Below are 12514 nucleotides of genomic sequence, written 5' to 3'. Positions count from 1 at the left end.
CAGTAGAACGCTATGAGTATCAAGTCAAGGCGCTGCGTGCGCCCAAAGATCACATTTGCGCCACGTTCGAGGCCAGCGTCAGTCCCGAGAGTTTCGGGCTGAAATCGCTGGCTCTAGTCGGCGCCTCAGCTCGATGGCATTGAGCCGGCGCGCTGAACCGACTCGTTGGCAGCGCCGAGCTGATAGAAGCTTGTGATGTGGTGCCGTACAAGTCGGACCGCATCGTCTATTTGGTGTTTTTCAATTGCGCCGAGGATCTCGCGATGCTCGGCCATGACGGTCTTCGCGGTCTCGCGCCAGTCTTCGAGGCGCTCGTACGCGTCGATCATCTGGCGATTGATCGCGGTTCGCAACGACCCCATGAAGTGCGCCGTGAGCGCGTTGCCTGTGGACTCGGCGATCGCCACGTGAAATGCCGTGTCCAGGCGGTTGAAGTCCCGCACGTCGATGCCAGGGGTGTCCATTTCCTCGAGGATGCCGGCGAGTACGGCGTGGTCCTCCCCCGTCGACTGCTGCGCGGCCTCAGCACATGACCACTGCTCCATCGCGACACGCGTCTGCAAGACGTCCGTTTGGCTGAAGTGACCGAGCGCAATCTGAAGCTTGAGGAGATTGACGAACCCCGGGCCCGGGGTGCCGACGAGCACCGCCCCGCCCTCGCCGCCGCGACGAATGTCGACGATGCCCAGGGCTTCGAGCACTCGAAGGCTCTCGCGCAGCGAAGGCCTGCTCACACCGAGCGATGCGGCGAGTTCCCGTTCGCTCGGAAGATGGTCCCCGGCCTTCAGTCGCCCGTCGAGGATGCGCTCCTCGATCTGAGCCATCACTTGCTCGTAGGTGCGGACCCGTTGCACGGGCTCCCACGAGTACGCTTCCGACATCGTCGCTCTCCACGTTCTTGGCGCCGGCCAGCGCTCTTCTTCTGATGAGCAGTCTAGTTTTCATGACGCCACGGGTCAGACCATCAAACCGCCGCGAGTGACTCGCTGCGGAACTCGTTCTCGAGCTCGCGCCGGACCCGGACGGCGAGGAGCGACTCGTCGGGCTCAACGTCGTCCCAAGAGACCATCCGGTCCTTCGGGACATCTCGCTTGAGCTTCATGCCGTGGGCGAGCCCCAGCGGAAGCGCGTTGTGCTCGAGAGAGATGTGCGCCGGGGCGAGTTTGCCGAAGACGGTGTATCCGCCCTCTCCGTCAAGCACCTCCCCCGCACGGAGGTCCTTCTTCGCCGTCGTCGTCACATCTCCGCGGAAGCCGGTCGGCGATCCCGTCGCCTCACCGCGGAGGACGGCGTTCGCGATACTGACCCCGAGCTCGAGTCCGATCATGTGGTACGGCCGATAGAGAGAGCCATAGCGACCCGTCGCGTCCGTGTGCACGCCGTACTCGGCAAAGCACTGCACTGCGTAGTCGGTCTTCGCCTCGAAGGTGACGTAGACGCCCCACCGCAGGTTGTCCGGCACCTCCGTGCCGTCCCGGTACATGCTCGAAGCAATCTCCACCGTGCCGCGGCGTGTGAGACTGCCACCGCTCAGGCTGCTCTCGCGGAACACGGTCGGGAGGTCGTCCTTGCTTGCGGCAGGGAAGAGCAGCCCCTCATCCTGCGGCAGGAGCCCTGTGCCGTTCGCGACGGCAGCCATCTCGATGGCTGACTTAGTCCCGTCAAGGAAGGAGTTGAACATCTTCGGGTTGTAGTCTCCCGAAGCGAGTTGTTCGTCGGTGAACCCGTAGTAGTTCCACACGGTGTCGGGGGTCGAGTAGTTGTACTCCGGCAAGTACTTCGTGCCCTTGCCCGCGGCAACGACGTCGAATCCGACCGTGCGGCACCAATCGACGAGTTCGCAAATGAGCGCCGGCTGGTCGCCGTAGGCCATCGAATACACGACGCCGGCCTGCTGTGCGCGACGCTGGAGAATAGGCCCGACCATGCAGTCGGCTTCGACGTTGACCATGATCACGTGCTTGCCGCTGTCGATCGCCTTGATCGCGTGATAGGTGCCGAAGATCGGGTTGCCGGTGATTTCAAGCACGACTTCAATCTCGGGCCGTTCGATGAGCTCGTCCGCGCTCTCCAGGACATAGGTGCCGCCCGTGCGAAGCGCCTCATCGAAGCTGGAGGCCGCAAATCTCTCTGTGGGCCAGCCCGTGCGGTCGAGCGCCGCCTTAGCCTTCGGCACGTTGATGTCGGCTACGGCGACGACGTGGAATCCGTCGCTGTGCACGGCTTGCGTGAGGAACATGGACGAGAACTTGCCGGCGCCGATGACACCGACGCGGATCGGTCCTTCCATTGCCTTTCGCCGTTGCAACATCGAGTAGAGATTCATTTGCGCGACTCCCTTGTGGCCTTGAACTTAAGGATGGCATGTTGGTCTGACCATCAGATGTTCATAATGATGGAGTTGTCCGCGGTTGTCAAGCCGCGTCGCTCGCCGAGAAGAGCAGGCACGCCAAAGGAAGCAGAGCCGACTGAATCGGCGCGCTAATGCAGAAGTCCTCGAGGGAGGCTGGCCTCTACCGGTTGTAAGCGGGCATCGGCCCGCGGAGATCAGCCCCCACCTCGTCGCATGCGGCGAGGACATCCTCGGGAAGCGGTCCTGCCTGGATCGCGGCGAGGTTGCTGCGGAGGTGCTTCTCGCTGCTTCCGCCCAGCAGCACGGCATCGACGACCGGGCGGCTCACGCACCAGCGCAACGCAAGCTCCGGCAGGCCCAGCCCGGCGGCATCCGCTATGCCATGAAGCTTCTCGACCGCTTCGAACAGGTCCTCGTGCCAGTAGCGGTCACGGTACTCCTTGGCACCGCGCGCCGCGGCGATACGCCCGGGCGTGGCGTCCGATTCGAACCGGTATCGGCCGGTCAGGAGGCCGCGGCGAGCGGGTTGTAGATGACGGTTGCGAGTCCGGAGGTTGCCGCGAATTCCGCGTACTCCTCGTCCAGCCGACGAGCAGGTAGACGATGTCGACGCGCTCGCATCCGAGGCGAGGCGGCGGCCCTCGATGGCAGTGCGCATATGCGCGGGAGCGAAGAGGGACGAGCGCCGACCTCGGATCGCGACTACGTCAGCGTTTGCGCAGAGCAGTTGCGTATCGTGTCGGGGAACGGCGAGTACCTTGGCGAAGAATCACTCTTCGAGCTCGGCTCTCTTCGAACAGAATCCGACCCGGAGAGCGCCAAGCGCGCGTTAGAGATTACGGCATTCACTCTAGTGCTCCCCGGCATTTTGGCCGGTGGACACAAGTGCGCGAACGCGACGGTGCGGCCCGTACTTGCGTCTACTCGTCGTGTGCCCGCGCACGCACTGCGAGGACTTGCGTGACCACAATCGCCAGGGCGACGCATGCTGCGACGATAACCGTGAGCAGGTCGTTCCGCACTTTCGCAACGGTGAAGGGGATCAGAATGGCTATGTCGAGCAGGATCGTGAACAGGGGGAGCCACGTCCGCCCCCGATCTTCGAGCGGAGGTGTCGGATGATGCCCCATTGCACGGCGATGTCCATCGTCAGGTAGAGGAATGCACCCATCGATGCGATCTGGCTGAGATCGAGGAACACCGTGGCCAGGATCGCGAGCCCCGCCGTGATGATCATCGGCTGATGGCTCACCTTCTGAGGCAGCGAAGGCGCCTGTCGCATGCCTTGCAGCATCGCGTAGAGGCGTGACACCGAATAGAGGCTCGCGAGGAGCCCCGACACCGTCGCAACAACGGCGACGGCGACCGTGATTCCGACTCCCGTCGAGCCGAAGAGAGGTTCAGCGGCCTGAGCGAGTGCGTAATCGCGCGCTTTGACCGCGCCCTCTGCTCCGATGCTGGATTCCACAGCAACGGTGATGAGCAGGTACAGCACGGTGCAAATTAGCAGCGAGATCACGATCGAGCGTGCGATGTTCTTCTTCGGGTCGCGCAGGTCGTCACCTTGGTTCGTGACCGTCGTGAAGCCCTTGTACGCCAAGACGCTGAGGGTCGCACCGGCGAGCAGCCCCGTGATACCGGCCGATTCTCCGGACGACTTCGCGAAGAATCCGTCGCCCGATACGGCTGCACCGATGAGGCCGCCGATCGCGAGAGCCGCGATGCCAATGATCTTGAGCACGGCTGTCGCGGTCGCTGAGCGTTCCACGAGCGTGTTCCCGACCAGGTTCACTGTTGCAGCGATGACGATCGCGACAACGCCAAGCAGCGGCACGAGCACGGCGGAGTCCTGCAGATCGAAGGGGCGCAGCAGGTAGGTGCCGAACGTGCGCGCCAGAAGGCTCTCGGCGACTACCATCGACACGTACATGAACAACGAGAACGACCCGGCGATCACTCCTGGCCCGTACGCGTCCTTCAGCAGCATCGCAATGCCGCCCGAGGACGGGTTGACGCTGGAATAGCGGATATAGGAATACGAGCTGATCGCGGCGATGACCGCGCCGAGGAGAAAGGCGAGCGGAAACCAGTTCCCCGCGAACTCGGCGACTTGGCCCACGAGCGCGAAGATTCCCGCGCCGATCATCACACCGGTACCGAGAGAGACCGATCCCGTCAGCGAGATGTCTGCGCGCTTTGACATGTCAGACATTCTGCCGTGCGCGCCGCGCCCGTCGTCAACGAATCCCCACCCCTTGCCCGCGGTATCCGACTTCGATAGACAGGAGGGGTTCGTCGGCGAACCAGCCACTTCCACGCCCACGAGAAGGAGATTGCATGATCGCTGTGCACACCGAGGGTCTGGTGATCGACTGGACTCAGATGCCCACCTACAACACAATCATGTCGGTCATGGCCGGCGCGGGACTTCTCACCCTCGTCTGGTTCGGACGCGACCTGCATCGCGGAGCGATCGAGAAGTTCGAACCGTGGGCTCTCGCGTTCGCCGTTCCCGGCGTCGTTCTCACGGCCACGGGCCTGCACATGACCCTGACTTGGCCGTTTGCGAAATACTTCCCCTTCGACAACATCATCTTCGGCGAAACAAGCCTCGCCTTTGGAGTGCTGTTGCTCGCCGGCGCGTTCTACCTCTGGAAGCGCGGGCGCATGATCTCGGCGGAACCGGATGCCGCCGACGCTCTCGCTGCGACAGCTCGCCCCCTTGCCTTCACCGTCGGGGGTCTCGGCTTGTGCCTGATCGCGATCACGTTCGCCGGGATCACCTTTCAGTTATTTGCCGCCCCGCCGGAAGAGCCGATCTCCGGTGCCTTCTCCGCCTACCCGTGGGTCGAGGCGATCTTCATGTCGGGGCTCTTCGGCCTCGTCGGAATCGGCGCCGTTCTCTTCCCATTCTCGCTCGCGGGATTCAGCGTCCGCGCGAAGGCGCCCTCGATCCTGCAGCGCATCGTCGGGATCGTGTGGGGGCTTGCGGGAATCGCGTTCCTTCTTTTTGGCGCGCTCAATTTCTTCACCCACATCGGGCTGATCATCCACACGATGGGTTGATGACGGGGTGGCCCGCTGACGACGCTCAGCGATTGTACGCGGGCATCGGGCCGCGAAGCTCGGCGGCAACCTCGTCGCACGCCGCGAGGATGTCGTCGGGCAGCGGCCCCTCCTCGATTGCGGTGAGGTTGCCGTGGAGGTGCTTCTCGCTGCTGCCGCCGAGCAGCACGGCATCGACCACCGTCCGGCTTACGCACCAGCGCATAGCAAGCTCCGGCAGGCCGAGACCGGCCTGATCAGCGATGCCATGGAGCTTCTCGACTGCTTCGAACAGGTCCTCGTGCCAGTAGCGGTCACGGTACTCCTTGGCGCCGCGCGCCGTGGCGAAGCGACCGACCGTGGCATCCGATTCGAATCGGTATCGGCCGGTGAGGAGGCCGCCCGCAAGCGGGTTGTAGATGACCGTTTCGAGTCCGGAGGTCGTCGCGAACTCGGCGTACTCCTCGTCGAGGCGGCGCGCGACCAGGTTGTACATCTGCTGCGACAGGCGCGGTGCCGGGAGGCCAACCTGCGCCGCGACCTGCTGGATCTGGCAGATCTGCCAGGCGGAGAAGTTGGAGACCCCGAACTCGCCGACCTTGCCTTCGTCGACGAGTGTCGCCGCCATCGAGAGCGTGTCTTCGATCGGCGTGCTGCGGTCGGGCTTGTGCAGGTAGACGATGTCGATGCGCTCGCGACCCAGGCGACGCAGGCTGCCCTCGACGGCGGTGCGCATGCGCTCTGGTGCCAAGAGAGAAGCGTCGCCGACCTCGGACTGCGGCTGCCCGACCTTTGTCGCGAGAACAATGTCGTCGCGAGAACCGAGCAGGTTCCCGAGGATCTCCTCCGACCGGCCGTCGGAGTAGCTGTTCGCGGTGTCGATCCAGCGCACGCCGGCGTCGAGCGCAGCGCCGAGGATCTTCGCCGACCCCTCGTCATCGACAGTGTCGCCGAAGGTCATCGTCCCGAGGACGACGCGGGGTAGGGAGAGATCGGCGGTCATGCATTCACCTTTCATTGGAGCCTGCCGCCAGGTCGCGGTGGCAGTACTCCCTCTATTGTGGCGAATGTGGCTGCCGCCGTTGATTTCGATCATCGTGCCCGTGAGATACGACGCGTCGTCAGACGCGAGAAACGCGATGACACCGGCGATCGTGGACGGGTCACCGTGGCGGCTCCAGTTGAGCAAAGGGAAAACCTGCGCTCGGCATCGAGCCCATCGCCGGGGACAGCTGCAGCACTCGCTTTGAGCAGCAATCACTCACCGGTTGCAGGCCCACAACAGTCCGCGATGGTTGAGCTCAGATAAACATCTGATCTCATGCAAATTCAGTCATCCATCGCATTCCGGATGCGCCGATCGAGCTCATCGAGTTCAGCCAGCAGCTCTGATGCCACCCACACACGGTCGCGCTTGCGCCCTGTGACCTCCTGAATGAAGCCCGCCGCCGCAAGCTTGTTGACGGCCTTATAGGCCTGCTGCTCGGACGACCCCGAGTGCTTTTCGATCTCGGTCGCAGTCATTACGGGGTGATCGTAAAAAGCGGGGATCAGAGCGGCAACGGAGGACCCGGCTCGCGGGCGCAACTCCGCTGCCCATTCTTCAGGCAGCGCCTTGATACGAGCAATGGAGCTTCGCGAGCAGACCGCAGCGGCACGCGCTGATTGCGAGAAGAGATCAATGAGTGTCGATGGGTGCCCCTGGCGGTACCTGCCAAGAGCTGCGAAGTAGTCTTCGCGCTTGGCCAGCAGACCACTAGCAAGAGGAACTACCGCATTACGTGTGACGCCGCGACGCCGAAGCACCGCGGACACAAGCGCACGTCCAATTCTGCCGTTGCCATCCGTGAAGGGGTGGATTGACTCGAACTGCGCGTGCCCGATCGCGGCCTGCACCATTACGGGGACGTCGTCCCGGTTGAGGTAATCAATCAGGTCCTCCATGAGTGTCGTCACTCGCTCAGGTGCAGGCGGCACGTGGAGCGCTTCGCGTGGGGAATGATCGCTGCCACCTATCCAGTTTTGAATGTCCCGCATTCGACCCGCGTAGTCAGCTTCATGCGCGTCGTTCTTCATCAGCGCGTGGTGGGCCGCGATCAGATCGTCGAGTGCGAACGCGCCGCGATCACCAACTCCGGTAACGAGGCTATGCAGCGCTGCACTTGCGGCGACCATGCTCGTTGCTGATGAATTCGACCGGTTGCCAACCAGCGCCTTCGCGTAGTCAGACGCGTCGGCCGTAATCCGCTCGATCTTCGATGACGCCACGGACTCCGTCCGCATCATGAACCGACTAAGAGCCGCCGAGTGCCCTTCTGCGTCTGTATCGGCTTGTGCGACGGCAAGCAGTGCATCCTCGGCGGCAACGATCGTCCTCGCCGATGGGATGAAGTCGAGCCGTGCGATCAAGGGCGGGATGGATGCGTCGACAGAGGTCATCATCCGGTCCTCGCGCGTACCTCCACGCACCCGTTGACGCCATGGCAGGGTCTCTGCGGCGTGAGAGGGCCATCTGGCGCCGGACCTTTCTGCTTCAGTGTCCACAATGCTTATTGTGGCACGCGCAGTAAGGTTTATTGCTCCTAAACACGAGAGTCTCGTGCGCTACTCGGGGATTCGGCGCACGAGCACCCGAACTCACAACTTCAGGCTAGCGATGGAACTGCGACCTGTCGCAGCTCCGCCACCCCAACCGAGAGGGAACGCCTTTCGCAGGCGCCAGCTGCAGACCACCGGTCACCCCGCCGGCACGACCTCGCCGGCGCCATCGATGCTCTTGTCGACGCGCGGGTCGCCGGAGTAGCGGATGGATCCGCTGCCGTCGATGTTCGCGGTCAGGGTGCCGGTCGCGAACACATCGACGTCACCCGAGCCCTCGATGCGCACGATCGTGTCGACAGTCTTGAGTTCTTCGGCGTCGTAGTCGCCGGCGCCCTCGATCGTGAGGGACTGCTCGGTCGCCTCGCCCGAGAGGGTGATGTTGCCCGAACCCTCGATATGAGCGGTCACATCATCCGCCGCTAGACCGTCGACCGTGATGTCGCCGGAGCCCTCCAGCGTGATCGTCAGCGAGGTCGCGTCGATGTTCGTGGCGTGGATGTCTCCGGATCCGCGGATCGCCAGCTTGACGGCATCCGCCCCCGAGAAGTCGGCGTCGACGTCGCCCGATCCCGAAATCGTCACGCCTTCGAGCTTCGGCACGGTGAGTTCGTAGCGGATGGGCCCGACCGTGCCTGGCCCCCACGATTTGCGGCCGAGGCGCAGCACGCCGCCGTCGGTCTCGGACGTGAGGTCGTCAATGATTCTGTCGCCCGCGGTGATGGTGAGCGAGGGCTCATCGCCCAGGGTGACCACGAGGTCGCCCGAGGTGTCGAGTTCCACGGCGGTGACGTCGCCGATCTCGCGCTCGTCGGTCGCGCGCGCGCCCGGGTTGATCGCGGAGCAGGCGGTGAGCAGGCTGGCGCAGAGAATGACGGATGCGGCGGCGCCGGTGGTGCGGAGGTTCATGTGAGAGTTGCCTTTCGTGTGCGGCGGGAAACGGTGCCGTCGTGGAAGACCTTATTGGGGAAGCGGTCGGCGCCGACACATACCCGCGAGGGATCTTTCGCCCCGGGGACGCTACCCCGGTGGTAGCCGCGAGCGTGCCTGACTCACCCATAGACTGGGGCGATGCTGCGTGAGTTCGCGACTGGCGTGCGGACCCTTGGCCGCGGGTTCGCCTTCTGGCGCACCCGGCCCGGCGTCATGTGGGCGGGTCTTGTGCCCGCCGCGATCGCCTTCGTGCTGCTCGCCGGCGCGCTCGTCGCGCTCGGGCTGAGTCTGCCGGGGCTCGTGGAGTGGGCGACGCCGTTCGCGGACGGCTGGGACGAGGCCTGGCGCGAAGCGCTGCGCGTCGCCCTCGCCGTGGTGGTCTTCGCCGCGGCGCTCGTGCTCGCCGCCGTGACCTTCACGGCGCTCACGCTCGCGATCGGGGAGCCGTTCTACGAGAGGATCTCTCGCGCCGTCGACGCGCAGCTCGGTTCCGGCGCGGCGGAGTCCGGCGGCGGCTTCTGGCGCGGCATCATCGACGCCCTGCAGCTGCTCGCCCTCGGCATCCTGACCGCGATCGCCATGTTCCTGATCGGCCTCATTCCCGTGGTCGGCTCGACGGTGGCGGCCGTGCTCGGCTTTCTGCTGACGGCGCGGCTGCTGGCGCGCGAGCTGACCTCGCGCGCGTTCGAGGCGCACGGGCTGCCGCTCGCGGCGCGCCGGCAGCTGCTGAGTTCACGCCGCTGGCGCGTGCTCGGATTCGGCGTCGCGACGCAGGCGTGCTTTCTCGTGCCGCTCGGCGCGATCGCGGTGATGCCCGCCGCTGTCGCGGGCGCCACGATGCTCGCGCGCGAGCTCGAACAGAGCCCGCGCGCGTAGCCGCGGCCCAGCTCGGCGGCATACGCTGGAACCGCCATGAAGAAGAAGCCGAACCCGCTGAGCGATGACGAGATCAACTTCCACACGCGCAAGTGGATCAAGCCCGAGGATCTGAACCCGAACGGCTCGCTCTTCGGCGGCAGCCTGCTCAAGTGGATCGACGAGGAGGCCGCGATCTACGCGATCGTGCAGCTCGGCAACTACCACGTCGTCACGAAGTTCATCTCGGAGATCAGCTTCGAGGCGTCCGCTCGGCAGGGCGACCTGGTCGAGATGGGCCTCGTCGCAACGCACTTCGGGCGCACGTCGCTCACGATGCGCGCCGTCGTGCGCAACATGATCACACGCAAGACGATCCTCACGATCGAGAAGATCGTGTTCGTGAACATCGGCGATGACGGCCGGCCCGCGCCGCACGGCTACTCGTCGATCACCTACAACCGCGATCGGATGCCGACAGAGCATCCGCAGACGGGCTCGATCAACCTGCCGTAGCTGAAGGCGTCTCGCCGAGTCCTTCGAGGTTCTGCGGCAATACTTCAGTATGTCCCACCGCCCCAGCGGGGTGCGTCTCGAGCACGGCGTCCCAGCCGTACTGACGGCGCCGCATGAGGACGGTCGCCAGAGCGTCGCCCCACACGGCCGTCACGAGCGTGCTGCCCATCGCGATCATCCCGCCCGGGTCACCACCCTCATTGGTTTCGAGCACGACGACGATGTCGGCGAGCTGGCCAAGCGTCGAGCCGGGAACCGCGGTGAGAGCGATGACCCGCACGCCGCGCTTCTGTGCGCGCACAGAGAGTTCGTTGATCTCGTCGGACTCCCCGCCGCGAGATATCGAGATGAGTATGTCCCCCTCACTCAACGCCCCCATGGTGCCATGCAGCGCGTCCATGGGGTGGATGAAGACCGCCGGCGTACCGCACACGGCAAGCAAGTGCGCCATCCGGCGCGCAATGGCGCCCGAGGTGCCGGAGCCGACGACGAAGACCTTGCCCGTGCAGGCATAGAGCGTGTCGGCGACTTCAAGGAAGGATGCGTCGAGTTGGTCGGCGACCGCGAGCACGCCGGCGGCCTCCGTTCGCACGACGTCCTTGGCGGCATCCAGAATCGAATCAGTCATGGGGCGTTCGGGCCTCTCTTGTAGAAGACGGTGACATCGGATGCCGCGTCACGCCGCTTCCCAGGCGGCCTGGCGCAGCGATGCGGCAGTGAGGGTCGCGGGGTCAAGGAGTTCGCCGTCTGCACGGCCGTGGCTCATGACGATCACGTCGTCGGCGACGTCGCAGATCTCCTCTTCCTCGCTCGAGACGAGAATCACGGTGAGCCCATCTTCGTGCGCGAGTCGACGGATCATGCGATGGATCTCCGCCTTGACACCCAGGTCGACGCCCTTCGTCGGCTCGTCGAGAAGCAGCACGCGGGGCTGCTGGGCGAGAGCCCGGGCGAGCAGCACCTTCTGCTGGTTACCGCCGGACAGACTGGCGATCGGCGCCTGCTTATCGCCGCGCACTCGGAGGGTTGTCATGAACTCGTCCGCGCGCTTCGAGAGCCTGTTTCGGTCAAGCAGCCCCCAACGGTAGGACTGTTTGAGCACCGGCAGCATCGTGTTGATGGTGGAGTCGAGTTGCGGCACGATGCCGTCTTGCTTTCGCTCCTCGGTCACGTAGACGACGCCCCTCTTACTCGCCTCGAGCGGCGTCGTAGGCCGATAGGCCGAACCGAAGAGCTCAATCTGTCCGCTATCCATTTTGTCGGCGCCGATCAACGAGCGCAGCAGCTCCGTGCGCCCGGAGCCGATGAGTCCATAGATGCCGAGGACGCGTCCCGCGCGCGCTTCACACGTCACTCCCTTGAGCACAGGGGATCGCAAGTCGCGAATGCGCACGACCACATCCGCAGACTCGACCTCTTCTTCACGCTTGCCGTCGGCGGAAGAGCCGTGCGTCTCGCGCCCCGTGACCGCTTCTTCGCCGGCGATCGCGCGCACGACATCGTCTCGGCTCACGTCGCCGATCGGTGAATCGATGCGGATCTCACCGTCCACAAGCGCGACGATGCGCGACGCGACGGCGTAGAGCTCGTCCAGTTTGTGATTTACGAGCACGATGCCGAGGCCATTTGCGGCGAGGCCCCGCACGGTCTCGAGGAAGTTGTCGACCTGGCGGCCCTCCAAGCTCGTGGTCGGCTCATCGAGAAGCAGATAACGCGCCTTCCGGAACGTCGCGATCGCGATCTCGAGCAATTGCCGGGTAGCGACGGGGTAATCACGGACCTTGCGTTCGACGTCAACGCTTAGACCGAACTTCTTCACGAGCGCGGCCGCCTGCTCCCTCATCTCCTGCTTCTTCAGGAAGCCTGATGCCGTCCTCTCGGCTCCGAGGAACACGTTCTGCGCGACTGTGAGATTTGGGAGCAACGAGAGCTCCTGGTACACCGTCGCAATTCCGGCGTCGATGGCGCTTGTGGGGGACCCTTGGGGGACGTCGACGCCGTCAATGGCAACGGTGCCAGAATCAGGCTTCGTAGCGCCAGAGATGACACGCATAAGCGTCGACTTGCCCGCTCCGTTGTGCCCGACGAATCCTACGACCTCGCCGGGGCGGACGGCGATGGAGACGCCCTTGAGCACGGTCGTTCCCGTGTAGCTCTTCACAACATCGCGAACATCGAGTCCCGCGTCCCCGACCGTCTCCATCACCGCTCCTC

At 64.5% G+C, this 12514-nt stretch carries 12 protein-coding genes; 3 read left to right on the top strand and 9 right to left on the bottom strand.

Annotation, left to right across the window (positions count from 1 at the left end; translation table 11 throughout):
* Positions 1-125: 125 nt before the first annotated feature.
* The 4 genes from BLV49_RS06575 to BLV49_RS06560 all read right to left on the bottom strand — a co-directional run bounded on the left by BLV49_RS06575 (position 126) and on the right by BLV49_RS06560 (position 4556).
* Complete coding sequence (locus BLV49_RS06575) at positions 126-881, bottom strand: FadR/GntR family transcriptional regulator (RefSeq protein WP_091181649.1); 756 nt, start codon at positions 879-881, stop codon at positions 126-128.
* An 83-nt stretch (positions 882-964) separates the two neighbouring features.
* Positions 965-2290, bottom strand: coding sequence for an NAD(P)H-dependent oxidoreductase (locus tag BLV49_RS06570; RefSeq protein WP_245723556.1), 1326 nt, complete (start codon positions 2288-2290; stop codon positions 965-967).
* Between the two features lie 223 nt (positions 2291-2513).
* A complete protein-coding gene (locus BLV49_RS06565) occupies positions 2514-3011 on the bottom strand; it encodes an aldo/keto reductase (RefSeq protein ID WP_218132600.1) in 498 nt (165 codons plus the stop codon).
* A 393-nt stretch (positions 3012-3404) separates the two neighbouring features.
* Positions 3405-4556: an APC family permease gene (locus BLV49_RS06560; protein ID WP_245723555.1), complete on the bottom strand. Its 1152-nt coding sequence runs from the start codon at positions 4554-4556 to the stop codon at positions 3405-3407.
* A gap of 134 nt (positions 4557-4690) precedes the next feature.
* Here BLV49_RS06560 and BLV49_RS06555 point away from each other — a divergent pair, with 134 nt between their 5' ends.
* Complete coding sequence (locus BLV49_RS06555; protein ID WP_091181643.1) at positions 4691-5419, top strand: DUF981 family protein; 729 nt, start codon at positions 4691-4693, stop codon at positions 5417-5419.
* 25 nt (positions 5420-5444) lie between these two features.
* Here the strand turns inward: BLV49_RS06555 and BLV49_RS06550 are convergent, their stop codons facing one another.
* From BLV49_RS06550 to BLV49_RS06540, 3 genes are all read right to left on the bottom strand, one after another.
* On the bottom strand, positions 5445-6401 hold the full coding sequence (locus BLV49_RS06550) for an aldo/keto reductase (RefSeq protein ID WP_245723554.1): 957 nt from the start codon (positions 6399-6401) through the stop codon (positions 5445-5447).
* A 326-nt stretch (positions 6402-6727) separates the two neighbouring features.
* On the bottom strand, positions 6728-7837 hold the full coding sequence (locus BLV49_RS06545) for a Fic family protein (RefSeq protein WP_245723553.1): 1110 nt from the start codon (positions 7835-7837) through the stop codon (positions 6728-6730).
* A gap of 297 nt (positions 7838-8134) precedes the next feature.
* Positions 8135-8905, bottom strand: a complete 771-nt coding sequence (locus BLV49_RS06540; RefSeq protein WP_091181639.1) for a head GIN domain-containing protein — start codon at positions 8903-8905, stop codon at positions 8135-8137.
* Positions 8906-9067: 162 nt separating this feature from the next.
* Here BLV49_RS06540 and BLV49_RS06535 point away from each other — a divergent pair, with 162 nt between their 5' ends.
* Together BLV49_RS06535 and BLV49_RS06530 are read left to right on the top strand one after the other, a co-directional pair.
* Complete coding sequence (locus BLV49_RS06535) at positions 9068-9805, top strand: EI24 domain-containing protein (protein ID WP_091181636.1); 738 nt, start codon at positions 9068-9070, stop codon at positions 9803-9805.
* Positions 9806-9841: 36 nt separating this feature from the next.
* Complete coding sequence (locus BLV49_RS06530; RefSeq protein WP_091181633.1) at positions 9842-10300, top strand: acyl-CoA thioesterase; 459 nt, start codon at positions 9842-9844, stop codon at positions 10298-10300.
* Here the strand turns inward: BLV49_RS06530 and BLV49_RS06525 are convergent.
* Positions 10287-10928 (bottom strand): KpsF/GutQ family sugar-phosphate isomerase, encoded by a 642-nt coding sequence (locus tag BLV49_RS06525; protein ID WP_091181630.1) that lies wholly within the window; start codon positions 10926-10928, stop codon positions 10287-10289. The two genes, BLV49_RS06530 and BLV49_RS06525, sit on opposite strands and share 14 nt — an antisense overlap.
* 48 nt (positions 10929-10976) lie before the next feature.
* Complete coding sequence (locus BLV49_RS06520; protein ID WP_091181626.1) at positions 10977-12503, bottom strand: sugar ABC transporter ATP-binding protein; 1527 nt, start codon at positions 12501-12503, stop codon at positions 10977-10979.
* Between the last annotated feature and the right edge of the window lie 11 nt (positions 12504-12514).

Source organism: Paramicrobacterium humi, from assembly GCF_900105715.1.
Lineage (GTDB): Bacteria > Actinomycetota > Actinomycetes > Actinomycetales > Microbacteriaceae > Paramicrobacterium > Paramicrobacterium humi.
Note: the sequence above shows the minus strand (reverse complement) of the source record. Positions and strands in the feature narration are given on the sequence as shown.

Bases quoted from the DNA above. Each gene is read 5' to 3' on its own strand.
- BLV49_RS06575 (WP_091181649.1), bottom strand. From the start codon at position 881: ATGTCGGAAGCGTACTCGTGGGAGCCCGTGCAACGGGTCCGCACCTAC.
- BLV49_RS06570 (WP_245723556.1), bottom strand. From the start codon at position 2,290: ATGGAAGGACCGATCCGCGTCGGTGTCATCGGCGCCGGCAAGTTCTCG.
- BLV49_RS06565 (WP_218132600.1), bottom strand. From the start codon at position 3,011: ATGCGCACTGCCATCGAGGGCCGCCGCCTCGCCTCGGATGCGAGCGCG.
- BLV49_RS06560 (WP_245723555.1), bottom strand. From the start codon at position 4,556: ATGTCAAAGCGCGCAGACATCTCGCTGACGGGATCGGTCTCTCTCGGT.
- BLV49_RS06555 (WP_091181643.1), top strand. From the start codon at position 4,691: ATGATCGCTGTGCACACCGAGGGTCTGGTGATCGACTGGACTCAGATG.
- BLV49_RS06550 (WP_245723554.1), bottom strand. From the start codon at position 6,401: ATGACCGCCGATCTCTCCCTACCCCGCGTCGTCCTCGGGACGATGACC.
- BLV49_RS06545 (WP_245723553.1), bottom strand. From the start codon at position 7,837: ATGACCTCTGTCGACGCATCCATCCCGCCCTTGATCGCACGGCTCGAC.
- BLV49_RS06540 (WP_091181639.1), bottom strand. From the start codon at position 8,905: ATGAACCTCCGCACCACCGGCGCCGCCGCATCCGTCATTCTCTGCGCC.
- BLV49_RS06535 (WP_091181636.1), top strand. From the start codon at position 9,068: ATGCTGCGTGAGTTCGCGACTGGCGTGCGGACCCTTGGCCGCGGGTTC.
- BLV49_RS06530 (WP_091181633.1), top strand. From the start codon at position 9,842: ATGAAGAAGAAGCCGAACCCGCTGAGCGATGACGAGATCAACTTCCAC.
- BLV49_RS06525 (WP_091181630.1), bottom strand. From the start codon at position 10,928: ATGACTGATTCGATTCTGGATGCCGCCAAGGACGTCGTGCGAACGGAG.
- BLV49_RS06520 (WP_091181626.1), bottom strand. From the start codon at position 12,503: ATGGAGACGGTCGGGGACGCGGGACTCGATGTTCGCGATGTTGTGAAG.